General features: G+C 70.6%; 22 protein-coding genes. 14 read left to right on the top strand and 8 right to left on the bottom strand.

Translation table 11 applies throughout. The features are described 5' to 3' along the window. Nucleotides 1-108: 108 nt before the first annotated feature. Nucleotides 109-930: an alpha/beta fold hydrolase gene (locus CP975_RS24845; RefSeq protein WP_055528704.1), complete on the top strand. Its 822-nt coding sequence runs from the start codon at nucleotides 109-111 to the stop codon at nucleotides 928-930. A gap of 13 nt (nucleotides 931-943) precedes the next feature. Here CP975_RS24845 and CP975_RS24840 read toward each other — a convergent pair whose 3' ends face one another. Beyond that, entirely contained in the window at nucleotides 944-1,549 is a 606-nt protein-coding gene (locus CP975_RS24840; RefSeq protein ID WP_055528703.1) for a dihydrofolate reductase family protein, read from the bottom strand. 459 nt (nucleotides 1,550-2,008) lie between these two features. Continuing rightward, nucleotides 2,009-3,724: an MFS transporter gene (locus CP975_RS24835; RefSeq protein WP_055528702.1), complete on the bottom strand. Its 1,716-nt coding sequence runs from the start codon at nucleotides 3,722-3,724 to the stop codon at nucleotides 2,009-2,011. 150 nt (nucleotides 3,725-3,874) lie between these two features. Between CP975_RS24835 and CP975_RS24830 the strand changes: the two genes are divergently transcribed. Next, a complete protein-coding gene (locus tag CP975_RS24830) occupies nucleotides 3,875-4,474 on the top strand; it encodes a TetR/AcrR family transcriptional regulator (RefSeq protein ID WP_055528701.1) in 600 nt (199 codons plus the stop codon). 65 nt (nucleotides 4,475-4,539) lie between these two features. Here CP975_RS24830 and CP975_RS24825 read toward each other — a convergent pair whose 3' ends face one another. Further along, nucleotides 4,540-5,913, bottom strand: coding sequence for a cation:dicarboxylate symporter family transporter (locus CP975_RS24825; protein ID WP_055528715.1), 1,374 nt, complete (start codon nucleotides 5,911-5,913; stop codon nucleotides 4,540-4,542). A 225-nt stretch (nucleotides 5,914-6,138) separates the two neighbouring features. Between CP975_RS24825 and CP975_RS24820 the strand changes: the two genes are divergently transcribed. The 8 genes from CP975_RS24820 to CP975_RS24785 all read left to right on the top strand — a co-directional run bounded on the left by CP975_RS24820 (nucleotide 6,139) and on the right by CP975_RS24785 (nucleotide 14,613). Further along, a complete protein-coding gene (locus CP975_RS24820) occupies nucleotides 6,139-7,887 on the top strand; it encodes a sensor histidine kinase (RefSeq protein WP_150477356.1) in 1,749 nt (582 codons plus the stop codon). Continuing rightward, a complete protein-coding gene (locus CP975_RS24815; protein WP_055528700.1) occupies nucleotides 7,884-8,567 on the top strand; it encodes a response regulator in 684 nt (227 codons plus the stop codon). The genes CP975_RS24820 and CP975_RS24815 overlap by 4 nt, the downstream gene beginning before the upstream one ends. A gap of 170 nt (nucleotides 8,568-8,737) precedes the next feature. Further along, the gene (locus tag CP975_RS24810; protein ID WP_167532728.1) at nucleotides 8,738-10,105 is read left to right on the top strand and encodes an extracellular solute-binding protein; all 1,368 of its coding nucleotides are present in this window, start codon (nucleotides 8,738-8,740) and stop codon (nucleotides 10,103-10,105) included. A gap of 39 nt (nucleotides 10,106-10,144) precedes the next feature. After that, nucleotides 10,145-11,026 (top strand): carbohydrate ABC transporter permease, encoded by an 882-nt coding sequence (locus tag CP975_RS24805; RefSeq protein WP_055528697.1) that lies wholly within the window; start codon nucleotides 10,145-10,147, stop codon nucleotides 11,024-11,026. After that, the gene (locus tag CP975_RS24800; protein WP_055528695.1) at nucleotides 11,027-11,881 is read left to right on the top strand and encodes a carbohydrate ABC transporter permease; all 855 of its coding nucleotides are present in this window, start codon (nucleotides 11,027-11,029) and stop codon (nucleotides 11,879-11,881) included. 210 nt (nucleotides 11,882-12,091) lie between these two features. Next, complete coding sequence (locus CP975_RS24795) at nucleotides 12,092-12,748, top strand: hypothetical protein (RefSeq protein ID WP_055528694.1); 657 nt, start codon at nucleotides 12,092-12,094, stop codon at nucleotides 12,746-12,748. Then, on the top strand, nucleotides 12,736-13,773 hold the full coding sequence (locus tag CP975_RS24790; protein ID WP_055528693.1) for a hypothetical protein: 1,038 nt from the start codon (nucleotides 12,736-12,738) through the stop codon (nucleotides 13,771-13,773). The genes CP975_RS24795 and CP975_RS24790 overlap by 13 nt, the downstream gene beginning before the upstream one ends. A gap of 114 nt (nucleotides 13,774-13,887) precedes the next feature. Further along, complete coding sequence (locus tag CP975_RS24785; protein ID WP_150477355.1) at nucleotides 13,888-14,613, top strand: helix-turn-helix domain-containing protein; 726 nt, start codon at nucleotides 13,888-13,890, stop codon at nucleotides 14,611-14,613. Nucleotides 14,614-14,636: 23 nt separating this feature from the next. On the opposite strand, the gene CP975_RS24780 is transcribed toward CP975_RS24785, so the two are convergent. Beyond that, nucleotides 14,637-15,662 carry a 6-phosphofructokinase gene (locus CP975_RS24780; RefSeq protein ID WP_055528691.1) on the bottom strand — a complete coding sequence of 342 codons (1,026 nt, stop codon included), beginning with the start codon at nucleotides 15,660-15,662 and terminating at the stop codon, nucleotides 14,637-14,639. 278 nt (nucleotides 15,663-15,940) lie between these two features. Between CP975_RS24780 and pta the strand changes: the two genes are divergently transcribed. From pta to pyk, 3 genes are all read left to right on the top strand, one after another. Then, complete coding sequence (gene pta, locus CP975_RS24775) at nucleotides 15,941-18,025, top strand: phosphate acetyltransferase (RefSeq protein WP_055528689.1); 2,085 nt, start codon at nucleotides 15,941-15,943, stop codon at nucleotides 18,023-18,025. 25 nt (nucleotides 18,026-18,050) lie between these two features. Continuing rightward, entirely contained in the window at nucleotides 18,051-19,271 is a 1,221-nt protein-coding gene (locus tag CP975_RS24770; protein WP_055528688.1) for an acetate kinase, read from the top strand. A gap of 105 nt (nucleotides 19,272-19,376) precedes the next feature. Further along, nucleotides 19,377-20,807 carry a pyruvate kinase gene (gene pyk, locus CP975_RS24765; protein ID WP_055528687.1) on the top strand — a complete coding sequence of 477 codons (1,431 nt, stop codon included), beginning with the start codon at nucleotides 19,377-19,379 and terminating at the stop codon, nucleotides 20,805-20,807. A 73-nt stretch (nucleotides 20,808-20,880) separates the two neighbouring features. Here the strand turns inward: pyk and CP975_RS24760 are convergent, their stop codons facing one another. The 4 genes from CP975_RS24760 to CP975_RS24745 form a co-directional block, all read right to left on the bottom strand. Beyond that, entirely contained in the window at nucleotides 20,881-22,221 is a 1,341-nt protein-coding gene (locus tag CP975_RS24760; protein WP_055528685.1) for a hypothetical protein, read from the bottom strand. Further along, a complete protein-coding gene (locus CP975_RS24755) occupies nucleotides 22,211-22,720 on the bottom strand; it encodes a DUF6114 domain-containing protein (protein ID WP_055528684.1) in 510 nt (169 codons plus the stop codon). Before CP975_RS24755 ends, CP975_RS24760 begins: the two co-directional genes overlap by 11 nt. Nucleotides 22,721-22,876: 156 nt before the next feature. Next, on the bottom strand, nucleotides 22,877-23,494 hold the full coding sequence (locus tag CP975_RS24750) for a DUF6230 family protein (protein WP_055528683.1): 618 nt from the start codon (nucleotides 23,492-23,494) through the stop codon (nucleotides 22,877-22,879). 671 nt (nucleotides 23,495-24,165) lie between these two features. Continuing rightward, nucleotides 24,166-25,149: a tetratricopeptide repeat protein gene (locus CP975_RS24745; protein WP_055528682.1), complete on the bottom strand. Its 984-nt coding sequence runs from the start codon at nucleotides 25,147-25,149 to the stop codon at nucleotides 24,166-24,168. Between the two features lie 317 nt (nucleotides 25,150-25,466). Between CP975_RS24745 and CP975_RS24740 the strand changes: the two genes are divergently transcribed. Then, a complete protein-coding gene (locus tag CP975_RS24740; protein WP_055528714.1) occupies nucleotides 25,467-26,108 on the top strand; it encodes a TetR/AcrR family transcriptional regulator in 642 nt (213 codons plus the stop codon). Nucleotides 26,109-26,134 lie beyond the last annotated feature (26 nt).

Raw genomic sequence — 26,134 nt, 5'->3', positions numbered from 1 at the left:
CGAGCGCGGAGGACCGGTCGGCCGGGCCGCGCGGGCAACCACGCGGCGGACGGAGGGGGCGGCCTGTCGGGCCACTGCCACCGCCGCTGCCACTGAGCAGGAGGAATCATGACGGCGTTCGTGCTGGTCTCGGGTGGTCACACGGGAGGCTGGATCTGGCGGGACGTGACGGCGCGGCTGCGCTCGGCGGGGGCCGAGGTGCACGCGGTGACGCTCACCGGCCTGGGGGACCGCAGGCATCTGGCGGGCCCGGGGACGGATCTGGAGACCCACATCGAGGACGTGGCCCAGGCGATCGACCACGTCGACGCGCCCGAGGTGGTGCTCGTCGGGTACTGCTACGGGATCTACCCGTCCGTGGGCGCCGCCGACCGGCGGCTCGACCGGATCTCCCGGCTCGTCCACCTGGACTCGCCGATGCCGCAGGACGGTTACTCCATGCTCGACCAGATCCGTGAGCAGATGCCGCACGGGGAGGCGCGCGAGCGGATGCTCGGCATGCGGGAGCGGGCCGAGGACGGCTGGCTGATCCCGGCGCCGACGCCGGAGGAGTGGCGGGCGCACGGGAATCTCGCGGGTGTCTCCCCCGAGGCGCTGGCCCGGCTCGCGCGCCTGGCCTCGCCGATGCCGATCGGCCCCTGCGAGCAGCAGCTCGCCGTGTCGGACGCGGTCACCGCCCTCCCGGCGACCGGTGTCTTCTGCACCACGGGCGGGACGATGGACATCGCCACGCTCGAAGGCCTCGTGGCGTCGGGTCTGCCGCTCGTCCAGCACCTCGCCGACCCCCGCGCGTCCTTCTTCGAACTGGCCACCGGGCACTGGCCGATGCTCTCCACGCCCGGCGAGCTGGCCGACGTACTGCTGCGGGCGGCGGCGGGCGAGGGACACCGACTGGCCCCCACGACCGCCGCCCACCACGGGGGCCAGTAGGACTTCGTGCCTCCTAGCTCTCCTCGCCCGCCGTCCTGTCGTACGTGAGGAAGATCGTGCCGCTGTCGAGGAGCACGGCGTCCGTCCGCTCGTACAGCGTGGGCTCGAAGGCGGTCTTGTGCGAGAACAGCGGTGTGCCCGAACCGACCGTCAGGGGGGCCAGCTTGACGACCAGCCGGTCGATCTCGCCGCGCAGGGCCCCGGCCAGCTCACCGCCGCCGCACAGCCAGATGTCCTTGCCCTCCTCGCGCTTCAGTTCGCGCACCTTGGCCACGGGGTCGGTGGCGACCAGCTCGACGCCCGGGGCGGGGCTCTCGGTGAGGGTGCGGGTGAAGACCAGGTGTCTCAGGTGCGGGTAGCAGTCGGGGATCCCGGCGTCCACGCCGATCATGTAGGTCCTGCGGCCTTCGAGGATCGTGTCGAAGTGGGTGCCCTCGGCGGTGATGCCGAGGGCCTTCCTGGCCGGGTCGGGCAGGGTCTCGGGGTACGTCTGGGCGAGGTGCTGGACGTAGTCCTGAGCGACGGGCCAGAAGCCGTCGGGGCCGGTGGGGTCGGAGCCGTCGGGGCCGGCGATGTATCCGTCGAGGGTGGCGGCGATGAAGTAGACGAGCTTTCGCATGGCGGCTCCTGGGAAGCGGTGGTGGTCGGTCGGGAGGGCGCGGAGTCCGGTGCCGGTCAGCTGCGGCTCCCCGGCTTGGGGAGCGGACGCGGCCGCGGCACGGAACGGGGCTTGGCCGGCTGCGGGAAAGGCCGGTGCGGTTGCGCGTTCCGGGGCTGGAACGCGGCCTGGGCGCGGAACTGGCTCTGGGTTCGCATCTCGCTCCTCATCTGACGCGGGGAAGTAGCGGGCGACAAGCGCGCTACTTGTTGTACTCCGGCTGAAGTGGTTAGAACGTAGTACTTCACTTGGAGTGGTGTCAACGGATTCCAGAACTTTTTTCGGAGCGACCGCTACCCGGGCAGCACAAAGGGGGCCGGGCAGTGAAGCCCGGCCCCCTTGGGCCCGCGCCCGAAGGCGCTTCGTGTGACTACCTTTGGACGTCAGCCCCGGCGCTGCCGCTGGGCGTCGGCCCCGGAGTTAGCGCTGAGCGTCGGCCCCGGCGCCGGCCGCGGCCGACTCACGCTTGGAGGACTCCGGAGCGGCCGAGGCGCCCGCGGAGGCGTCCGCGGGACCGCCCTTGCGCGGCAGCAGCACCGCCACCAGCACCGTCCCCACCCCGAGGATCACCGCGCCGACCAGGCTCGTGTGCGCCACCGCGTCCGAGAACGCGGAGCCGACCGCGTCCGCCATCTTGCCCGCGCCCTGGGCGAGCTGCTCCGCCTGCGCCTTCAGCTGCGCGGCCTCCTGCTGCGAGCCCGCGTGGGCCGCCTTCTCCGCCGCCGCGTGCGCCTTGTCGCCGATGCCCTGGGCGACCGCGTAGCCCGCGCCGACCGAGTCCTGGGCGGTGTCCAGCGTGCCGTCCGGCAGCTTCGTCCCGGAGGCCGAGGCCGCGTCCGCGAGCTTGGAGGAGTACGAGCTGGCGAGCACCGAGCCGAGGATGGCGATACCGAGCGAGCCGCCCAGCTCCAGCGAGGTGTCGTTGACCGCGCCGCCGACGCCCAGCTCGGACTCCGGGAACGCGCCCATGATCGCGTCGGTGCAGGGGGACAGCGCGAGGCCGATGGCCAGGCCGAGGACGATCAGCGGGGCCACGAAGTCCCCGTACGAGGACGAGGCGTCGACCGTCGTGAGCAGCGCGAGCGCCACCGTGCCCGCGACCATGCCCGCCGTCACGGTGATCTTCATGCCGATGCGCGGGGTCAGGAAGCCCGTGAGCGCCGAGCCGACGAAGACCGCACCCGCGAGCGGCAGCATGCGCACGCCCGTCTCCAGCGGGTTGTAGCCGAGCACGAACTGGAGGTGCTGCGTGAGGTAGTAGAACGCGCCGAAGACCGCGAGGAAGAACAGCGCCACCGCGAGGTTCGAGCCGGCGAAGCGGCGGTCGAGGAAGCGGCGGACGTTCAGGATCGGGTGCGGGTACCGCAGCTCCCAGGCGACGAAGGCCACCAGGCCCACGCCCGCGACGACGGCCGCGGAGACCGCCTTGGCGTCCCAGCCGAAGTGCGGACCCTGGATGATCATGTAGACCAGCGCGCCGGTCCAGACGACGGAGAGCAGCCCGCCGACGTAGTCGATGCGGTCGTGGTGCCCTGCCTTGGACGGCGGGATGAGCACGAAGGCGCCGACGATGGCGAGCGCGGCCACCGGCACGTTGATGAGGAAGGTCGAGGACCAGCCGTGGTCCTCCAGGAGCGCGCCCGCGACCAGCGGCCCCGCGGCGATCGCGAGGCCCGCGGTGGCGGTCCACAGCACGATGGCCTTGGCCCGCTCCCCCTTCGGGAACGTCGCCGCGAGCAGCGACAGCGTGGCCGGCATGATCATGGCCGCGCCGAAGCCCATCACGGCGCGGGACGCGATGACGCCCGCGGAGCTGTCGACCAGCGAGCCCGCGACGGAGCCCGCACCGAAGACGAGGAGGCCGAGGACGAGCGCGCCGCGCCGGCTGTACTTGTCACCGATCGCGCCGAGCAGCAGCATCAGTGCCGCGTACGGGACGGTGTAGCCGTCGATGACCCACTGGAGGTCGGAGCTGGAGAGGCCGAGGTCCTTGGTCATGTCGGGGGCGGCGACGGTCAGCGCCGTGTTCGCCATGACGATGATCAGCAGGCTCAGGCAGAGCACCCCCAGCGCCCACCAGCGGCGCGCGTACGGCCCCTTCATCTCCTCGACCGGCTGCTTCATGACTAGAGCCACCGAAGTCTCACCCTTCCCTGCTGCTGCGCGTTCTTGCTTCCCGGTGACCTTGCACAACACTGTGCAATTACACACTGGTGTGCAACTTACGCCACTGCACACAGCTGTGCAAAACGGTCGCGGGGCAGCGCTCGGGAAGCCGCGTGCAAAATGGAGCCCATGAGCCGAGCCGACGCCAACCGCCGCCGCATCCTGGAGGTCGCTCTCACCGAACTCCTTCGCGATCCGGACGCGTCCATGGACCAGATCGCGCGTGCCGCGGGCGTCGTGCGCAGGACGGTGTACGGCCACTTCCCCAGTCGGGAGGCGCTGGTCGGCGCGCTCCTCGACGGCGCCGTCGAGGCGGTCGCCGCCGCCCACGCCTCGGGGCGGGCCCAGTCGGACGACCCCGCCGAATCCCTCGCCCACTCCATGCTCGCCGTGTGGGCGATCGCCGACGGCTACCGCCTCCTGGTCGGCCTCGCACAGCGCAGCGTCGCGATGGAAGGCATCCGACAGCGCCTGGCCCCGGTCCGCGAGGAATGCGTGGACGTGCTGCGGGTCGGCCTGGCGGACGGCTCGTTCGCCTCACCGCTGCCGCCCGCCGCGCTCGCGTACGTCCATGAGCAGCAGCTCTTCGGCCTGATGGAGGCGGTGAACGACGGCCTTATCGCCCCGGGCGACGCGGGCAGGGCCGCGGCGTCGACGGCCCTGCTCTCGGCGGGCGTTCCCGTGGACCGGACCCGCCGGATCATCGCGGCCTTGCCGTAGCGCCCGCCCGCCCGGGTTCCGTCGGCGCTCTCGACCCTCTCGGCGGATGTGACGCGGGGCGGCGGCTACACCTTCGCCGGCTCCTTGCCGCCCTCGCTGCGCCGCTCCGGCACGGAAGCCGCGGCGTCCGGCACCTCGGCGCCGTGTCCGTCGTCGACCAACGTACGTTCGTCGAACGGCAGTTGCCCGGCGAGGACCGCGGCGACCCGCTCCTTGTCGACCTCCTTGGTCCAGGTGCCGATCAGCAGCGTGGCCACCGCGTTGCCCGCGAAGTTGGTGAGGGCGCGGGCCTCGCTCATGAAGCGGTCCACGCCGATGATCAGGCCGACGCCGTCGACCAGGGCCGGCTTGTGGGACTGGAGGCCGCTCGCGAGGACCGCGATGCCCGAACCGGAGACGCCCGCCGCGCCCTTGGACGCGATCATCATGAAGAGCAGCAGCGAGATCTGCTCGCCGATGCCGAGCGGCTGGTCCATGGCGTCGGCGATGAAGAGCGAGGCCATGGTCAGGTAGATCATGGTGCCGTCGAGGTTGAAGGAGTAGCCGGTCGGGACCGTGATGCCGACGACCGGGCGGCTGACCCCGAGGTGCTCCATCTTCGCGATGAGCCGCGGCAGCGCGGACTCCGAGGACGACGTGGAGAGGATCAGCAGGAACTCGCGGCCCAGGTACTTCAGGAGCTTGAAGAGGTTCACTCCGGCCACCATCCGCGCCAGCGTGCCGAGTACGAGCACGATGAACAGGGCACAGGTGACGTAGAACCCGATCATGATCGTGGCGAGCGCCTTGAGCGCGTCGGCGCCGGTCTCGCCGATCACGGCCGCCATCGCGCCGAACGCGCCCACCGGAGCGGCCCACATGATCATGCCGAGCACGCGGAAGACGAGCTTCTGGATGTGCTCGACGCCGCGCAGCACCGGCTCACCGGAGCGCCCCATCGCCTGGAGCGCGAAGCCCACGAGCAGCGCGACGAGCAGCGTCTGGAGCACCTCGCCCGCGGTGAAGGCGGAGACCAGCGTCTTGGGGATGATGCCGAGCGCGAAGTCGACGAGGCCCTTGTTGGCCTCGTCGGCCGCCTCGTGGCCCGCGCCCTTGTCGGAGTCGGCGAGGTCGATGCCCGAACCCGGGTGCAGGATGTTGCCGACGAGCAGGCCGATGGCGAGCGCGACGACCGACATCGCGACGAAGTAGGCGAGCGCGAGCCCGCCCACCTTGCCGACCTTGGCGGCCTTGCGCACCGAGCCGACGCCGAGCACGATCGTGCAGAAGATGATCGGCGAGATCATCATCTTGATCAGGTTCACGAAGCCGGCGCCGACCGGCTTCAGCTCCTTGGCGAAGTCCGGCCAGATGAAGCCGACGGCGATGCCGAGCAGCACGGCGCCGATGACGGCGATGTACAGGTAGTGCGTGCGGTCCCGCTTGGCTGCGGGTGCCATGTGCGGGTCGGCCGTGCTGGTCACGGGGCCCTCCTTGAACGACGACGTCGGCGTTGTGGTGCCAGGTGGCGCGTGGTGTCCGACCTGGTGGCGCCTGCGGTGCGTGCGGCTCACGTCCTCCTGGGCGATCCCGGCGACTATCTCCCGCGCTGTGAGGGCGGTCACCCTTGCGTTCATTGTGTTCGCAGGCGAACGGCCCGCTGGGCGACGAGGCAGACTTGCCCCATGCCCCGCACTCGCCCACCCCGTCGGCGCCGCCTGCCGCGCAGCCTGGCGGGCCAGCTCTTCGCGATGCAGATCGTGCTGGTCACGGCCGTGGTCGCCGGGTGCGCGCTCTTCACCTATCTGAGCGACAAGCACCAGGCGGAGGACGGCGCGCGCCATCAGGCGACCGCGGCGGCCCGGGCGGTCGCGGACTCCCCTTCGGTACGAGAGGCCATACGCGGCGACGACGACCCCTCGAAGCGTCTCCAGCCGTACGCGACCCGGGTGCAGCGGCACACCGGCGTCGACTTCGTGACGATCATGGACCCGCGCGGCATCCGCTGGACGCACCCCGACGAGCGGCGCATCGGCGAACGCTTCCTCGGCCACACGGAAGAGGCGCTGCGCGGCAGGACCTTCGCGGAGACCTACACGGGCACGCTCGGCCCTTCCGTACGCGTCGTCACACCGATCCGGGCGGGCGAGGCGGGCGACGGCCGGATCATCGGCCTGGTCAGCGCGGGCATCACCATCGAGGAGATCACCGCCAAGGCGCGCGGCCAGCTCCTCGCCCTGCTCGGCGTCGCCGCGGGGGCCCTCGTCCTCGGCGGCATCGGTACGTACGTCATCAACGCCCGCCTGCGCCGCAGCACCCACGGTATGAACGCCGCCGAGCTGAGCCGCATGCACGACTACCACGAGGCGGCGCTGCACGCGGTGCGCGAGGGACTGCTGATGCTCGACGGACAGCGCAGGATCGCGCTCATCAACGACGCGGGGCGGGAACTCCTCGGCGTCCGCGGCGACACCGTGGGGCGCAACGTCGCCGAGCTGGGACTGCCCGCGCCGCTCACCGGGGCGCTCCTGGCGTCCGAGCCGCGGGTGGACGAGCTGCATCTGACCGCCGACCGCGTGGTCGTCGTCAACACCTCGCCGGTCACGGGCGGCGAACGCAGGGGCACGGTCGTCACCTTGCGCGACCACACCGAACTCCAGGCGCTGACCGGCGAGCTGGACTCCGAGCGCGGCTTCACGCGTGCGCTGCGCTCGCAGGCGCACGAGGCCGCGAACCGCCTCCACACGGTCGTCTCCCTCATCGAACTCGGCCGCGCCGACGAGGCCGTCGACTTCGCGACCGCCGAGCTGGAGCTGGCGCAGGCGCTGACCGACCAGGTGGTGGCCGCCGTCAGCGAGCCGGTCCTCGCGGCCCTGCTCCTCGGCAAGGCGGCACAGGCCAACGAACGCGGCGTGGAGCTGGTCGTCTCGGCCGACAGCAGCATCGACGACGGCATGCTCCCGGCGTCCCTCTCCTCCCGCGACCTGGTGACGGTCCTCGGCAACCTCATCGACAACGCGGTCGACGCGGCGCAGGGCTCACCGGCAGCGCGGGTCACGGTGACGGCCCGCGCGGACGGGACGGGCCTCCTGCTGCGCGTCTCGGACACGGGCCCGGGCGTCGACCCGGCGCTGCGGGACACGGTCTTCGAGCGCGGCTGGTCCACCAAGGCGGCGACGGGCCGGGGCCTCGGCCTGGCGCTGGTCCACCAGACGGTGACGCGGAACGGCGGCGTGCTGACGCTGCGGGAGGCGGAGGAGGGCGGCGCCCAGTTCGAGGTAACCCTCACGGTCCCCGACCACGTTTCCGCTGCCGCTGCCGGGGCCGCTTCCGCTGTGCCCACGGCGCCGGGTGCCGATGCAGTGGGCGTCGGCCCAGGCACCCAGGCCCCTCCAAAAGGTGACCGCACCGACACAAGCGACGGCACCGGATGATCCGCGTACTCGTAGTCGAGGACGACCCCGTCGCGGCGGACGCCCACGTCCTCTACGTGAACCGCGTCCCCGGCTTCGAAGCCATCGGCAGGCCCGCCCACTCCGCCGCCGAGGCCCGCCGCACCCTGGACCGCACCCCGGTCGACCTGGTCCTCCTGGACCTGCACCTGCCCGACGGCCACGGTCTCCAGCTGGCCCGCTCCCTGCGCGCCGCGGGGCACCCCGCCGACGTGATCGCGGTGACGTCGGCCCGCGACCTGGCGGTGGTCCGCGAGGGAGTCTCCCTAGGGGTCGTCCAGTACGTCCTGAAGCCGTTCACCTTCGCCACCCTCCGCGACCGCCTGACCCGCTACGCGGAGTTCCGCACGGCCGCCGCCGAGGGTGAGGCCACCGGCCAGGACGAGGTGGACCGCGCGCTCGCCGCGCTGCGCGCGCCCGGCCCCGCCTCGCTCCCCAAGGGCCTCAGCGGCCCCACCCTCGAACGCGTCACCCGCACCCTGCGCGCCGCCCCCGAGGGCCTGACCGCCACCGCGGCCGCCGAGGCGGCGGGCCTGTCCCGCATCACCGCGCGCCGCTACCTGGAACACCTGGTGGACACGGCGCGCGCGGCCCGCAGCCCCCAGTACGGCCATGTCGGCCGCCCGGAGCTGGTCTACCGGTGGCTCACGGCAGCCGAGTGACCGGCCGCTCGGGGCGCCGTGCCGCCGTACGTCCGATAACTCGATAACAACGTTGTCACCTGGATGACAAGCGTCAATGCCCTCCCACCGCAGGGGCATTGACCTTGCTCCGAGCGCACGCTTACGTTCACCGGGCAGCCCCGCGTCGCAACCCCGCGCTGTAGGAGGTCGTGCCCGTGCGTCCCACCACCACCCCGCCGCTCCTCGTGGCATCCGCCCTGCTGGCCGCCGGCACCCTCACCGCGTGCGGCGGCGGTTCCGGTGACGACCCCGACACCGTGCAGATCTCGTTCAAGCAGTCCACGGACAACGAGGTCAGGGTCATGGACACCTATCTGGCGGACATCAAGAAGCAGTTCGAGAAGGCGAACCCCGGCAAGAAGGTCAAGCTGGTGCCGATCAAGGCGCCGGACTCCGAGTACTACACCAAGCTCCAGCAGATGCTGCGCTCCCCCAAGACCGCGCCCGACTTGGTGTACGAGGACACGTTCCTCATCAACTCGGACATCACCAGCGGGTACTTGAAGCCGCTCGACCCGTATCTGGACAAGTGGAAGGACTGGGAGCAGTTCATCGACACGGCCAAGGCGGCGGCGAAGGCGGCCGACGGAAAGACGTACGGCGTGCCGGACGGCACGGACACGCGCGGCCTGTGGTTCAGCAAGGCGGTCTTCAAGAAGGCGGGGCTGCCGGCCGACTGGCAGCCGAGGAACTGGGACGAGATCCTCGACGCGGCCCGCACGATCAAGAAGAAGGTCCCGGGGGTCACCCCGCTGAACGTCTACACGGGAAAGCCCGCCGGTGAGGCGGCGACCATGCAGGGCTTCCAGATGCTCGCCTACGGCACGGGCAAGGACCCGCTGTACGACACGGAGGCGAAGAAGTGGGTCACCGGCAGCAAGGGCTTCAAGGACTCCCTGAAGTTCGTCGAGACGGTCTACGAGGAGAAGCTCGGCCCCGACGTCTCCGACGCCCTCGACCCCAACTTCGCCACCCGGGTGCGCGGTGAGCTGCTGCCCGAGGGCGAGCTGGGCATCGCGCTCGACGGCTCGTGGCTGCCGCAGGACTGGGGCAAGGGCGCGGGGCACGAGTGGCCCGAGTGGTCAAAGGAGCTGGGGCTCGCCGCCATGCCGACACAGCACGGCCAGGCGCCCGGCAAGGTGAGCATGTCCGGCGGCTGGACCTGGGCGATCCCGTCCAAGGCGGGCAACCCCGACCTGGCCTTCAAGTTCATCGAGACCATGCAGACCAAGGCCAACGCCAAGAAGTGGTACGTCGCCAACTCGGGCATCGCGGTCCGCGAGGACGTCGCGGCCGACCCGTCGTACGTGAAGGCGCAGCCCGGCCTCAGGTTCTTCACGGAGCTGGTCGCCGCCACGCACTACCGGCCCGCGTATCCCGCGTACCCGAAGGTCTCCACCGCGATCCAGGAGGCGATGGAGTCGGTGACGACGGGCGACAGCTCGGTGGAGGAGGCGGCGGAGGGCTACGACGAGGAGGTCGAGTCGGCGACGGACGGCGAGGTCATCGAGAAGTAGCGCCTCCAGCCACCGGTACCAGAGAGCGAGTGCCCGCACGTGACCACCGCATCCTCCGCCCGTGCCCGCCGGGGCCTGCTCCGAGCCCTGCCCGTCTCCCCCGCCGTCGTGCTCCTCGTGCTGTTCCTCGCCGGGCCGATCGGCTACTGCGCGTACATCGCCTTCACCGACCTCCAGTTGACCGGTCAGGCCGAGTCCGGCTTCGTGGGGTTCGACAACTTCCGCGAGGCGTTCGGGGACGAGCGGTTCCTCAACGCGGTGTGGCTCACCCTGGTCTTCACGGTCCTGTCCTCCCTGATCGGCCAGAACACGCTGGGGCTCGCCCTCGCCTCCCTCATGCAGCGCGCGTCGAAGCCGGTGCGCACCCTCACGGGCGCGATCGTCGTCACGGCCTGGGTGCTGCCGGAAGTCGTCGCGGGCTTCCTCCTCTACGCCTTCTTCCGCCGCGAGGGCACGCTCAACGCCGTCCTCGACCTCCTCCATCTCCCGTCCCAGAACTGGCTGTTCACCCTGCCGATCCTCGCGGTGTCGTTCGCGAACGTCTGGCGGGGCACGGCCTTCTCGATGCTGGTCTACTCCGCCGCCCTCAACGAGATCCCCAAGGAGGTCACCGAGGCCGCGCAGGTCGACGGCGCGGGCGGCTGGCGCCGCATGTGGCACATCACGCTGCCGATGATCCGCCGCTCGATCGGCACGAACCTCATGCTCAACACCCTCCAGACCCTCTCCGTCTTCGGCCTGATCTGGGTGATGACGCGCGGCGGCCCGGGAAACCGCAGCCAGACCCTGCCGCTCTTCATGTACGAGCAGGCCTTCCAGAAGAGCATGATCGGCTACGGCACGGCGGTGGCCCTGCTCCTGCTCCTGGTCGGCTCGCTGTTCTCGCTCGTCTATATGCGCCTGCTGCGTACGGAGGTCTGAGTGCCCGTCAACAACCGGCCTCGGACGCTGCGTTCGCGCCGCACGAAGCACCGACTCGCCGCCGACGCGGGTCTGCTGGCGGTGGCGGCGGCGTTCGTCCTCCCCCTGGCCTGGGTGGTCCTGTCCTCCTTCGATCCGAAGGCGGACCTGAGGGTGCGCGTCCCCGACAGCCTCACCCTGGACAACTACGACAAGGTCCTGACCCCCGAGATCACCTTCACCCCGCTCCTCAACAGCCTTCTCCTGTGCGGCGGCGGCACGCTGCTCACGGTGGCCTGCGCGACCCTGGCGGCGTACCCCCTCTCCCGCTACCGGTCCCGCCTGAACCGCCCGTTCATGCTGACGATCCTCTTCGCGACGAGCCTGCCGATCACGGCGATCATGGTTCCGGTGTACGCGCTCTTCGTCCAGGTGGACCTGATCGACACGATGCACGGCACAATCTTCTTCTTCGCCGCGACCCAACTCCCCTTCGCCATCTGGCTGATGAAGAACTTCATGGACGGCGTCCCGAAGGAGCTGGAGGAGGCGGCGTGGACGGACGGCGCCTCGTCCCTCCAGTCCCTGATCCGGATCGTCCTGCCTCTGATGGGCCCCGGAGTGGCGGTCGTGACGGTCTTCTCGTTCGTCATGATGTGGGGCAACTTCTTCGTCCCCTTCATGCTTCTGCTCACCCCGGAACAGATGCCGGCGTCGGTCAGCATCAACGACTTCTTCGGCAACAAGGGGACGGTGGTGTACGGCCAGCTGGCCGCGTTCTCGATCCTCTACTCAACTCCGGTGATCCTCTTGTACGTCCTCGTCTCACGCCGCTTCGGCGGGGGCTTCGCGCTGGGCGGGGCGGTGAAGGGCTGAGGTAGCGGGCCCCGGGGCCTCGGGGGGGGCTCGGCGGGCTTGGCCTGAACCAGCGCCGGCGAGGCCGTCGGGGGCCACAGAACTGTGACATGACTCCGCGGCGATACGTCCCAGGCGCCCCATTCATGGCGACACATCTCCCTGGTAACGGCCTCGGCCTCGCACTAGCGTGCTGAGCTGCCGCCACTTCCCACCTGCCAGGAGCCGACAGTGAACCGCCCTCTTCACCTCGCGACGGCCGCGCTCGCCGCGTCCGCAGCCCTGCTTCTGACGTCCTGCGGCAGCGACGAGAAGTCCTCCGGGGGTGATGACAAGATCGCCGGGGCGGAGCAGGGGGACGACAGGAAGTCGGCGCCGCCGAGCAAGCCGGCGGGGGCCGTGGAGCGTCCCGAGATCAAGTTGCCGTCCGACCTCTCGTACAAATTCGAGTGGGCCAAGTCGAGCGACAAGAACAAGGACGCCGTCCTCGCCGACACCGAGCGGTATGTGAAGGCCGTCGACATGGCCATCGCCGAACAGGACCCGCTCCACAAGGCCTACCGCTTCTACTCCGAAGGTGAGGCGGCGGCCGGTAGCCAGAAGTTCGTACAGGAGTACGTCGATTACAAGGACCGGATCACCGGCGTGAAGCGGTTCTACAACGCCCGGGTGGACATCACCGGTGGCAGGACCGCCGGGCTCGTCTACTGCGAGGACCAGCGCAAGGCGCACAACAAGAGCCTCAAGACCGGGAAGACCGCCAAGGCAGCGGCCCCTTCCAAGGACGACTACGTGCTCTACAGCAGCCGACTGCGCGTGAACGAAAAGGGCGTCTGGGTCACCGAGACGACCACATCCGACCGGGGGAATGCCACATGCCAGCCCTGACAAGAAAGCCGATAGTCGCCGCTGGGGCCGTCGCGATGGCCGCGACGCTGCTCCTGTCGGCACCCGCCCCGGCCCGCACGGGCCACGGCGGCACCACCAACGGTGACGCCAAGGGTCCCACCGAGGACGGGGGCGACGGCTCCCTGACGGCCTCGGCCGGCGGCATCAGCTACGACAGGTCCAAGAACGGCAAGGGCCCCAAGACCGGCGCCATCGCCCCCGCGGGCGCCTACAGCCCGCCGCCGTGCTGGTACGGCCCCGCCTACACCCCCGCCCAGTTCAAGAAGGAGCGCGAGGCGGTCTGGGCGGTGGACTCCACGGGACACCAGTGGGACCTGGCGCAGCGCAAGCGTTACGTCGAGGGCGAGCCGTACAAGAACTTCAACCTCGACAAGGCCGGCAAGGGCTACTGGTGGACTGGCTTCCCCAACCCCACGTATCCGCCCGGCTGGGACAAGTGCGACAAGGAGACCTTCTGGGTCGACGAGAACGAGCCGCCGCCCCCCGGCCTCCCCGCCATCGACCCGGAGACCCTGGCGAAGCTGGCGTACGCCGAGATCCGCGTACCCGGCACCAAGGTGACCCTGGCCCCCGAGGCCGAGACGAAGGTGAACCTCCCCACCTGGGCCTGGCTCGACGGCGCGGAGTTCAAGCCGGTGTCGGTCACGGCCAGGGTCGACGTACTCGACATCGAGGCGACGACGACCGCCGAACCGGTCTCCCTGAAGATCGACCCCGGCACGCCGGACGCCGAGACGTACCCGGAATCCGGCGTCTGCGAGATCGTCGACGGCAAGATCGGAGAGCCGTACGCCAAGGGCAGGTCCAAGCAGGACCCGCCCTGCGGCGTGAAGTACCTGCGCTCCTCGGGCGACGGCTCGTACCCGCTGAAGGCGACGGTGACCTGGAAGATCAGCTGGACGGGGACGGGCGTGGACGGGGCAAAGCAGCTCCCCGACGGCGAGTTCGGCGCGGAGCAGGACGTGGTCGTGCAGGAGATCCAGGCCATCAACCGCCAGGCATGACCTGGCGGCATGCCTCGAACGGTCCGCGGGATACGGCCCGTACCTTCCCACCAATCCGCAACCTCGTAGGAACGCACCGTAGTCGCCACCCCGCCGGGCGCCTACGGTGTGCCCGTGCAACCGAGCCAACCGAGCCAGTCACCGCACCAGCCCACACCCCCCTTCAACTTCCCCGCCGCCCGGCGCCTGCGCGAGGCGCTGGGGATGGCGCACGGGCACGTCGCGTACGGAATGCGGGCGAGCTACGGGCTCACGTACATCACCGCCGACACCATCGCCGCCTGGGAGCGCGGGCTCGCCGCGCCCAGTTCCGCCGAGCTGACCGCGCTCGCGGCGACGCTGTGGTGCGCGCCCGGGGAACTCATGGGCGCCGCGCGGACCTTGCGTGAGCACCGGATCGCCCGGGGGCTCGCCCCGGAGGACGTCGCGCGGCAGGCGGGCGTGGAGATCCAGGCGTATCTGCGGATGGAGGAGACCAACAGCTGGCGCGGCAACGAACGGCAGTCCGCCGCCCTCTCCCGCGCCCTCGGCCTCTCCCTGCCCGACTTCGTGACCGTGACCGGGCGCTCCGAGCCGCTCGCCGAGCTGCTGCGCAGCGCCGTCACGACCCGGTGGCAGGGGTACGTGCGGCCCGTCGCCAAGCTGCTGCCGGTGGAGCGGCGGCACGTCGAGGACGTACTGCGGCAGATGCACGACGACTACCAGTCACGGATGGCGCGCACGCTCAGCTGGGGCGGCGGCGCCGGCCCGGACGCGTCCGGCGAGGCCGGGCGGGACTATCTGGAGCGGGTCCTCGACCATTTCTGGCCCCTCGTCCGTGGTGGGGGCCAAGCCTCCTAGGCCCCGAACCAGGCCCCGGGGGGCTAGAACACCGACTCGGCCTCGTCGATCCTGTCCTTCGGCACCGTCTTCAGCTCCGTGACCGCCTCCGCCAGCGGCACCATCGAGATGTCCGTGCCCCGCAGCGCCGTCATCTTGCCGTACTCCCCGCGGTGCACCGCCTCCACCGCGTGCCAGCCGAAGCGGGTCGCGAGGACGCGGTCGTACGCGGTGGGGGTGCCGCCGCGCTGCACGTGGCCGAGGATGACCGGCTTGGCCTCCTTGCCGAGGCGGGCTTCGAGTTCGTACGCCAGTGCGGTACCGATGCCCTGGAAGCGCTCGTGGCCGAACTGGTCGATCGCGCCCTTGCCGTAGTTCATCGTGCCGTCCAGCGGGTGCGCGCCCTCGGCCACGCAGATCACCGCGAACTTCTTGCCGCGCGCGAACCGCTCCTCGACCAGCGCGACCAGATCGGCGGGGTCGAACGGACGCTCGGGCAGGCAGATGCCGTGGGCGCCGCCGGCCATGCCGGACTCCAGGGCGATCCAGCCGGCGTGACGGCCCATGACCTCGACGACCATCACGCGCTGGTGGGACTCCGCGGTCGTCTTCAGGCGGTCCATGGCCTCCGTGGCCACGCCCACCGCCGTGTCGAAGCCGAAGGTGCGGTCCGTGGAGGAGATGTCGTTGTCGATCGTCTTCGGGACGCCGACGACCGGCACGCCCGCGTCGGCCAGCATGCCCGCCGCCGTCAGGGTGCCCTCGCCGCCGATCGGGATGAGCGCGTCGAAACCGCTCTTCTCGATCAGCTCCTTGGCGTTGTCGCAGGCCGCGCGGAAGCGGTCGCGCTCCAGGCGCGAGGAGCCGAGGATCGTGCCGCCGCGGGCCAGGATGCCGCTGACCGCGTTCAGGTCGAGGGGGCGGTAGCGCCCGTCGAGCAGGCCCGCGTAGCCGTCCTCGAAGCCGATGACCTCGTCGCCGTAATGCGTGACGGCGCGGTGCACGACCGACCGGATCACTGCGTTGAGGCCGGGGCAGTCGCCGCCCGCGGTGAGAATTCCGATACGCATCGCGCTGTGTCTCCTGCTCGCTGTTGGTACTTGTGAGCCGGTCCGATTGTTCCACGACCGGAAGGGGGTCGCCGCTCACACATGTCCGACGGACACATGTGCGATAGGCGGACGATACGGGGGCAGGGGCCTTACGGCCCCTCCCGTCGGGCCTTTCGTCCGGCGGGCGGCCTAGCCAGCCGCAGAGGTATTGTCAAGAGGGCACCGCCGGTATATCGGGCTATTTGTCCGGCCCGGACAGCGAAGAACCGGGGACAGCGAAGAAGGGGAGAGCACGCGTGACGCGCAGCGTGTACGTGACCGGGATCGACCGCGGCGACGGCCGCCAGGTCGTGGAGCTGGGAGTCATGGAGCTCCTGACCCGCCAGGTCGACCGGGTCGGCGTCTTCCGGCCGCTCGTCCACGACGGGCCCGACCGGCTCTTCGACCTGCTGCGGGCCCGCTACCGCCTCTCGCAGGACGCCGCGTCCGTGTACGGCATGGACTACCACGAGGCGTCCGCGCTCCAGGCCGAGCAGGGCACCGACGAGCTGGTCTCGCGGATCGTCGACCGCTTCCACCGGGTCGCCAGGGAGTACGAGGTGGTCCTCGTCCTGGGTACGGACTTCGCGGACACTCAGCTCCCCGACGAGCTGGCGCTCAACGCCCGGCTCGCCAACGAGTTCGGCGCCTCCGTGATCCCCGTGGTCGGCGGCAGGAAGCAGACCGCCGAGTCGGTGCGCGCCGAGACGCGCAACGCCTATCGCGCGTACGACTCGCTCGGCTGCGACGTCCTCGCCATGATCACCAACCGGGTGGCCCCGGCCGACCGCGACGAGATCAACGAACGGCTGCGGGCAAGCCTGCCCGTCCCCTGCTACGTCCTGCCGGACGAGGCCGCCCTCTCCGCGCCGACCGTCGCGCAGATCACCCACGCGCTGGGCGGCCGGGTCCTGCTCGGCGACGACTCGGGGCTCGCCCGCGACGCCCTGGACTTCGTCTTCGGCGGCGCCATGCTGCCGAACTTCCTGAACGCCCTGACCCCGGGCTGCCTGGTCGTCACCCCCGGCGACCGCGCCGACCTCGTGGTGGGCTCGCTCGCCGCGCACAGCGCGGGCACCCCGCCCATCGCGGGCGTCCTGCTGACCCTGAACGAACAGCCGGGCCCGGAGATTCTCACCCTCGCCGACCGCCTCGCGCCCGGCACCCCGGTCGTCGCCGTCTCCGGCGGGTCCTTCCCCACGGCGGCCGAGCTGTTCGCCCTGGAAGGGAAGCTGAACGCGGCGACGCCCCGCAAGGCGGAGACCGCGCTCGGCCTCTTCGAGCGGTACGTCGACACCGCGGGCCTGCTCGGCCGCGTCTCGGCGCCCAGCAGCGACCGTGTCACGCCGATGATGTTCGAGCACAAGCTCCTGGAGCGGGCCCGCGCCGACCGCCGCCGCGTCGTGCTGCCCGAGGGCACCGAGGAGCGCGTGCTGCGCGCCACCGACGTCCTGCTGCGCCGGGGCGTGTGCGACCTGACTCTGCTCGGGCCCGTCGAGCAGATCCGCAAGAAGGCCGCCGACCTCGGCGTGGACCTCGCCGACACCGAGCTGATCGACCCGCAGACCTCCGAGCTGCGGGATCGTTTCGCCGCGAAGTACGCGGAGCTGCGCGCACACAAGGGCGTCACCGTGGAGCTGGCGTACGACGTGGTGGCGGACGTGAACTACTTCGGCACGCTGATGGTCCAGGAGGGCCTGGCCGACGGCATGGTGTCGGGCTCGGTGCACTCCACGGCCGCGACCATCCGGCCCGCCTTCGAGATCATCAAGACCAAGCCGGACGCCTCGATCGTGTCGTCCGTCTTCTTCATGTGCCTCGCCGACAAGGTCCTCGTCTACGGCGACTGCGCGGTGAACCCGGACCCGAACGCCGAGCAGCTCGCGGACATCGCGGTCCAGGCGGCCGCCACCGCCGAGCAGTTCGGCGTCGACCCGCGGATCGCGATGCTCTCGTACTCCACGGGCACGTCGGGGTCGGGCGCCGACGTCGACAAGGTGCGCGAGGCCACGGAGAAGGTGCGGGCCGGCCGGCCGGACCTGAAGATCGAGGGCCCGATCCAGTACGACGCGGCCGTGGAGCCCTCGGTCGCGGCCACCAAGCTGCCCGACTCGGACGTCGCGGGCCAGGCCAGCGTGCTGATCTTCCCGGACCTCAACACCGGCAACAACACCTACAAGGCCGTGCAGCGCTCGGCCGGCGCGATCGCCGTCGGCCCGGTCCTCCAGGGCCTGCGCAAGCCGGTCAACGACCTGTCCCGCGGCGCGCTCGTCCAGGACATCGTCAACACCGTCGCCATCACGGCGATCCAGTCCCAGGCCCCGGCGCCGGGCGCCAGCTGACCCCCACAAGAAAGTGCTGCATTCCGTGACCGCCACTCGCGTACTCGTCCTCAACTCCGGCTCCTCGTCGGTGAAGTACCAGCTGCTCGACATGCGCGACAGCGCACGCCTGGCCGTCGGCCTGGTCGAGCGGATCGGCGAGGAGACCTCGCGGCTCAAGCACACCCCGCTCACCGGCGGCGGCGCCGAGAGCCGTGAGCGCGAGGAGCCGATCGCCGACCACGAGGCGGCGCTGAAGGCCGTCGCCGAGGAGCTGGCCGCCGACGGCCTCGGCCTGGACTCCCCCGAGCTGGCCGCGATAGGCCACCGCGTGGTGCACGGCGGGCTGAGGTTCAGCGCGCCGACGGTCGTCACCGACGAGGTGCTCGCCGAGATCGAGCGCCTGGTGCCGGTGGCCCCGCTGCACAACCCGGCCAACATCACCGGCATCCGCACCGCCCAGGCGCTCCGCCCCGACCTGCCCCAGGTCGCCGTCTTCGACACCGCGTTCCACACGACGATGCCGGAGTCCGCGGCGCGCTACGCGATCGACGTCAAGACCGCCGACGAGCACCGCGTGCGGCGCTACGGCTTCCACGGCACGTCGCACGCGTACGTCTCGCGCGAGACCGCGAAGCTCCTCGGCAAGGCGCCCGAGGACGTCAACGTCATCGTGCTGCACCTGGGCAACGGCGCGTCGGCGAGCGCCGTGCGGGGCGGCAGGTGCGTCGATACGTCGATGGGGCTCACGCCGCTCGAGGGGCTCGTGATGGGTACCCGCTCCGGTGACCTGGACCCCGCGGTCATCTTCCATCTGGCGCGGGTCGGCGGAATGTCCGTCGACGAGATCGACGTCCTGCTCAACAAGAAGAGCGGTTTGATCGGACTCTGCGGCGACAACGACATGCGGGAGATCCGGCGCCGGGTCGACGAGGGCGACCAGGAGGCCGCTCTCGCCTTCGAGATCTACATCCACCGTCTGAAGAAGTACATCGGCGCCTATTACGCGGTTCTCGGCCGGGTGGACGCCGTGGTGTTCACCGCGGGCGTCGGTGAGAACGCGGCGCCGGTGCGCGAGGCGGCCGTGGCGGGCCTGGAGGAGCTGGGCCTCGCGGTCGACGGCGCGCTCAATTCCGTACGTTCCGACGAAGCCCGGCTCATTTCGCCGGAGTACGCGCGCGTGGCCGTCGCGGTGGTCCCCACGGACGAGGAACTGGAGATCGCGAACCAGACCTATGCCCTGGTCGGTAACCCGTCGGCACCGTAATTCGGTAATACACGGGCAGCGCAACGCCTGAGCGGACTTCCGCCCATTTGTAGATTCCACCAGACGGAATATTCCGAAGCGAAACAAACCGATAGGATCGCCCCCATGCGCCGTTCCAAAATCGTCTGCACGCTTGGCCCCGCCGTCGACTCCGAAGAGCAGCTCGTCTCGCTGATCGAGGCCGGCATGAACGTGGCCCGCTTCAACTTCAGCCACGGCACGCACTCCGAGCACCAGGGCCGGTACGACCGTGTCCGCTCGGCCGCCGCGAGGACCGGCCGGGCCATCGGTGTCCTCGCCGACCTCCAGGGCCCGAAGATCCGTCTGGAGACCTTCGCCGAGGGCCCCGTCGAGCTGGTGCGCGGTGACGAGTTCACCATCACCACCGAGGACGTGCCGGGCGACAAGTCGGTCTGCGGCACCACCTACAAGGGGCTGCCGGGCGACGTCTCCAAGGGCGACCAGATCCTCATCAACGACGGCAACGTCGAGCTGCGCGTCGTCGAGGTGGAAGGCCCGCGCGTCAAGACGATCGTCGTCGAGGGCGGTGTCATCTCCGACCACAAGGGCATCAACCTGCCCGGCGCGGCCGTGAACGTGCCCGCCCTGTCCGAGAAGGACATCGACGACCTCCGCTTCGCCCTGAAGATGGGCTGCGACATGGTCGCCCTGTCCTTCGTCCGCGATGCCAACGACGTCAAGGACGTCCACAAGGTGATGGACGAGGAGGGCCGCCGGGTCCCCGTCATCGCCAAGGTGGAGAAGCCGCAGGCCGTCGCCAACATGGAGGGCGTCGTCGCGGCGTTCGACGCCGTGATGGTGGCCCGTGGCGACCTGGCTGTCGAGTACCCGCTCGAAAAGGTCCCGATGGTGCAGAAGCGCCTCGTGGAGATGTGCCGCCGCAACGCCAAGCCGGTGATCGTCGCGACCCAGATGATGGAGTCGATGATCACCAACTCGCGCCCCACGCGCGCGGAGGCCTCCGACGTCGCCAACGCGATCCTGGACGGCGCGGACGCGGTCATGCTGTCGGCCGAGTCGAGCGTCGGCGCGTACCCCATCGAGACCGTCAAGACGATGTCGAAGATCGTCACGGCGGCCGAGGAGGAGCTGCTCGCCAAGGGCCTCCAGCCGCTCGTGCCCGGCAAGAAGCCGCGTACGCAGGGCGGTTCGGTGGCCCGTGCCGCCTGCGAGATCGCGGACTTCCTCGGCGGTGAGGCACTGGTCGCCTTCACCAAGTCCGGTGACACGGCCCGCCGGCTCTCGCGCTACCGCGCGGCCCAGCCGATCCTGGCCTTCACCACCGACGAGTCGACCCGCAACCAGCTCACGCTGAGCTGGGGCGTGGACACCTACGTCGTGCCGCACGTCGACAACACCGACGCGATGGTCGATCTTGTCGACGCCGAGCTGCGCAACCTCAACCGCTTCAACGACGGCGACACGGTCGTCATCACCGCGGGCTCGCCCCCCGGTGTCCCCGGCACCACCAACATGGTGCGGGTGCACCACCTCGGCGGCGGCGACCGCGACTGACGGTCCGTCTCCTTCGTACGTACGCACCGAGGGCGCCCCCTGTCGCAGGGGGCGCCCTCGGCGTTCGTGCGGATCAGTCGGTGATCGACTGGCGCAGTCCGGGGATCGTGAGGTCGCCGCCGAACTGGCCCGCCTGCTGCACCTTCACGTCCGTGAAGTAGATCAGCGGGATGTTCAGGGGCGGTGGGTGCTCGGGGTCGAAGGTGATCGAGATGAGCCCGAACAGCTTGCCCGAGATCCGCTCGGTGTACATCGTCGTCTCGCCGCCCCGGATGGTCGACCGGGAGCCCTTGGCGGCCTCGACGTGGTACTTCTTGCCGCCCGGCCCCTCGACGATCTGGTGCAGGTCGTCGATGTCCGTCTTCTGGACGACGTACTTCAGGGCCTGCTTGGTCCTGCCGTTCGGCATGGTGAGGTTCACAACGCCCTGGTAGTCGGCGCCCGTGAGCTTCAGCGCGCTGGCTTCGAGGTGCCACGGCTGGTTCGGGATCGGCGCGGGCGGCTGCTCGTCCTCGCCGTCGACCTTCTTCTCCACCACGCACGGGAACGGCTTCTTGCCGTTCTCGTCCGGCGCCATGGGGTCCTCGGCCTCGGCCTCGTCGCCGTTCTCGGCCCCGGTGGCCCCCTCCGCGCCGTCCTTGGCCTTGCCGACCCCGTCCTCGTCCTCGTCCTCGTCCTCGTCCTCGTCCTCGTCGACGGTGTCCTTGACGGGCTCGGTGACCTTGTCGACCGTGTCCTTGACCGGGTCCTCAGGGGACTTGGTGTCCTTGGACGCGGACGGCTCGGGGCTCTCGGACTCCTTCTCGGGCCCGGCGGGCTTGTTCGGCCCGGCGGGCTCGTCCGGCGTGAAGGCGTCCTTGAGGGCATCGCCGAGACCCAGCGGGTCCCAGGGGTTCCTGGACTTGGTCGGCGCGGGCTCCGGCTCGGGCTCGGTGGCCTCGTCCTTCTCCCCCGCGGAGGGCGCGGGATCCGGTGCGGGCCTGTCGCCGGAGTCCTTCTCCCCGGTGGAGGGCGAGGTGGGCGCGGACGGCTCGTCGGAGCCCTTCCCGTCCTGGTCGCCCTTCCCGGCGTCCTTCTCGGCGTCCTTCTTCGCGGCGTCTTCCCGAGCCTTCTTCCTGGCGTCCTCGGCGTCCCGCTCCGCCTTCTCCTCCGCCTCCGCCTCCTTGTCCGGCGCCGTGACGCACGGGCCGTCCTGGAAGGGGTTCTCGGGGGCGCCGGGCTTGGCCTGGGCGAGCGTCGGGGTCAGGCCCATGCCCATCAGGACCGCGGTCGGCATGGCCGCGAGGGCGATGGCCTTGCCCGCGGGCACCTGGAGCCGGGTCAGCAGCGGCTTCCTGGGTGCCGCGTGGCGCGGCCCGGTTCTCGCACGAGGCTCCCGCGCGGAGCCCTCGTGGTGCACCTCGTCAGCCGGCACGGTGCCTCCCGTTCGTCCCGTTCGTCGGGCTCGTTCCTGACAGATCGTCCTGCTCGCCGCTCACCCCACCAGGGGCCACCGTGGTCGCGGGCTCACCGGCGGGCCGTGCGGGCGCCCAGGAGACGCCGAGCGCGCCGCCCAGCAGGGCGAGCAGATAGCCGATGACGAAGCCGCCGAAGTTGGAGACCACCAGGGAGACCAGGGCGAGCAGAATCGCCGCGACGCCCGCGAAGACCCGGGAGAGCGGCTGGAACCACAGGGTCAGGCCGAGCACGATCAGCAGCACGCCGATGATCAGCGATCCGGCGCCGGCGGTGGTCGCCATCCGGATCGTCATCGTGCCGAGCGTGAGGTTCGCGTACGGGAAGTACATGATCGGAATGCCACCGAGCAACGTCAGCAGACCACCCCAGAACGGGCGCTGACCGCGCCACACCCGGAACGATCGGCGCATCCGGCCGAGCTTGTCGCCCAGTCCCACTTGCGCTTCGGCGCTCATGTCGTACAGCTCCTCGGGAATGGCGTTGGTTCTGTGTGTCGTGCGGATTCGGGCACGGGGACGGCTCCGTCACGTGCCGTCGCGCCCCCGCGCCCGGCCGTTCATAGCGGCGAGTGCGTACCGAACTGCGTACGACCTACTGGAGCGTCAACCGCCCTAATAGCACTCGTGCTTGCCCTTCTTGACCGACATCGCGAGGCCAGAGAGCTTGAAGGTGCCGGCGGAGGTCGCCCACGCGCGCTGGCGGACCTTGGTGAACTTCACCGACTCCGCCTGCTGCGCGAACGAGTCCGGGGCGTACTTGTCGTTCGCCGCCGGACCCGGCCCCTTGGTGGTCTGGTCGACCGAGACACCGATGTCGACCTTGTTGAAGGTCGCGTTGGCCTTCAGGTCGTCGGCGTCGATGTACAGCTTCTTGGCGATGACCTTGGGTCCACCGGGCCTGCCGGCCCTGAGGGTCATCGACACATCGCCGAAGGCCGGCACGGGGACGACCACGGACTGGCACAGGTTGGTGATCTTGGCCGAGTCGAGGCCGACGACGGCAACCGGGTGCTTGCCCGACTTGCCCACGTCCAAGGCCCCGTACTGGACGAATCCCGTGCCCTTGAGTTCGTCGGCAGTCACCTTGAACTGCTGACCTGACACACTGAACGATGCCGCGAGCGCGCCCTGGGACAGGGCGACGCCTATCGCGGCAGTCGCCGCGACGCTCGGCACCATGACCACGGCGAACCGCTTCCATCTGGTTCCGCCACGAGCCACGGACTCCATGACTTTCCTCCTTCTCGGACGTACATCTCCGGCACTGGCTGCTCCCGTTCGGGTGGCTCAGCCGGGCAGGGATGGGAGAAGTGCTACGTCCTCGGGAAGGAGAGCGCCCGCATCGGAGGCGCGAACCGCACCACACAGCACCGGCGATCACCCCCGAGCGACAACCACTGGTCGCGCCTGACGCATCACGCACAACCTCACGGACAGGCCCTGCCGGGTACGGCAGAGACCCCCCTGTCCAAGACCGGCGACGGCGTCACCGGTCTGCTCGGTGGGGACCCCACGCACCCGCCCCCCGACCGGCTGTCGGAATGCGAGTCAATAGGACCGAGCGTCGCCGATCGTGGTGCATTCTCGGGCCCCGCACAAGGGGGTTCATTACTGGCTAGTAACGGCCGGATAACCGAACCGCGACCGACCGGCATCGGTCGGGCACGGACGGTGGCTCAACGGCCGTGAGCAGAACGGCATATGAAGGGGCGAAAGCGCCCAGATGGCCGCCCATCTCTTACTCCAAGTAACAGTGGCCGCGTTTGCCAATTTTTGGCAAACCACGGCCACCGTCGCGTCAGGGGAGCAGAGTTTTCACTCAGGCATCACCAGTCCCGGTGTTCAGGGTCCGGTGAGCCGGAGGGCCGGTGGGCGGACCGGCCGGAAAGAGGGCGTACGGGTCAGAAGAGCACCCGGGCGAGCTGCGTGCGCGCCGAGGTCACGCGCGGGTCGTCCGCGCCCACCACCTCGAAGAGTTCGAGCAGCCGCACCCGGGCGGCGTCGCGGTCGTCGCCCGCCGTGCGCCGCACCGTGTCGATGAGCCGCCCGAAGGCGTCCTCGACGTGACCGCCCACCAGGTCCAGGTCGGCCGCCGCGATCTGCGCCGCCACGTCCGCCGGCTTCTCGGCGGCGTCCTTGCGGACCTGCTGCGGGTCGAGGTTCTGGACGCGCTGGAGCAGTTCGGCCTGGGCGAGGCCGAGCTTGGCCTCGGTGTTGGCCGGGTCGTCGCTGAGCACGTTCTTGTACGCCTGTACGGCACCGGGGAGGTCACCCGCGTCCAGCGCCTGTACGGCCGCTTCGAGCAGGGCGTCGTAAGGACCCGCGGGCACCTCGGGCGCCGCTTCGGCCTGCTGCCCCTCGGCCCCGGCGTCGACCGCGAGGCCGGTCAGGCCGAAGCGCTCCTCGCCGACCTGGATCAGCTGGTCGAGGGTCTGGCGGATCTGCGCCTCGGGGGCCGCGCCCTGGAAGAGGGGCAGGGCCTGCCCGGCCACCACCGCGAAGACCGCCGGGATCCCCTGGACACCGAACTGCTGCATCAGCATCTGGTTCGCGTCGACGTCGATCTTGGCGAGGAGGAAACGGCCGTTGTACTCCTGCGCGAGCCGCTCAAGAAGGGGGCTCAGCTGTTTGCACGGCTCGCACCACTCGGCCCAGAAGTCGATGACGACCGGGACCTCGGTGGAGCGCTGGAGGACCTCGCGCTCGAAGCCGGCCTCGTCGACATCGATGACCAGGCTCGACGGAGACACCGCGGCGCCCGCCGTGCTCCCGCCCTGCCGAGCCGCTTCGGCGCGCGCCTGCTCCGCCTTCGCCTTGGCCTCCTGGGCCGCCTTCACCGCGGCGAGGTCGACGACACCGCTCATGGACATGTTCCGTGGCTGCATGAGTACATCCTCCCCCAAGCCGTGCGGGAACCACGCCCGTCCGCGGCCCCCCGCCGGATTGCGGGGCCACAGGGGGCACGGTCCAAGGTCCCGAGGAGGACCGTCGGTTGGCGCGGGGTCCCCACCCCTTGCCGGTCGTGCTGCGTGGTTGTCACTCTGGTGGCGACGCTCCCGGCTTCCGCCCGGAGACTTTCGCTACGGGTCGTAGCGTAACTTCCGCGCGCCGGACTTGAACAGCCGCCGCCGGTGATCTCCCTCACTCAGTGGTACGCGGGGGTCCCCGGCCCCGCTCCGTACCGACCGGTATGGTCGCGGCCATGCAGAGCCGCACGCCGACCACTCCCCCAGCTCCCCGCACCGGAGGTCGCCCGCGCAGCGCGACCGCCGACGCCGCGATCCTGGAGGCGACCCGGCAGGGCCTCGTCGAACTGGGCTGGTCCAAGCTGACGCTCGGCGCCGTCGCCACACGCGCGGGGGTCGCCAAGACCACCCTGTACCGGCGCTGGGCGGGCAAGAGCGAACTGGTCGTGGACGCGGTGGCGGAACTCTTCGACGAGCTGGAACTGCCCGACCGGGGCAGCCTGGCCGCCGACATCGAGGGCGTGGTCCTTCAGTTCGCGCTGCTGCTCGGCCGTCCCGAGACGAAGACGGCGCTCATGGCGGTGGTCGCCGAGTCCACGACGGACGAGCCGCTGCGGGACCGCATCCGCGCGTCGATCGTCGACCGCCAGAAGCGCCTGGTCCTCGCGGGGCGGGAGCGGGCGCAGCGGCGGGGCGAACTGCCCACCGAGCCGGACGCGACCGCCGCCGCCCACACGGCGGACCTCATCTTCGACGTGATCGCCGGCGCGGTGGTCCACCGTGCCCTGGTCAGCGCGGAGCCGATCGACGAGGAGTGGGCCCGCCGCTTCACGCTGCTGCTGCTCGGGGGGTTGGCGGCGGCAGCGGCGCAGGCGTGAGGCCGGGCGCGGGGGCGCCCCGAAAG

It is taken from the genome of Streptomyces alboniger, from assembly GCF_008704395.1.
Taxonomy (GTDB): domain Bacteria; phylum Actinomycetota; class Actinomycetes; order Streptomycetales; family Streptomycetaceae; genus Streptomyces; species Streptomyces alboniger.
This window is presented reverse-complemented; position numbering and strand designations above follow the sequence as displayed.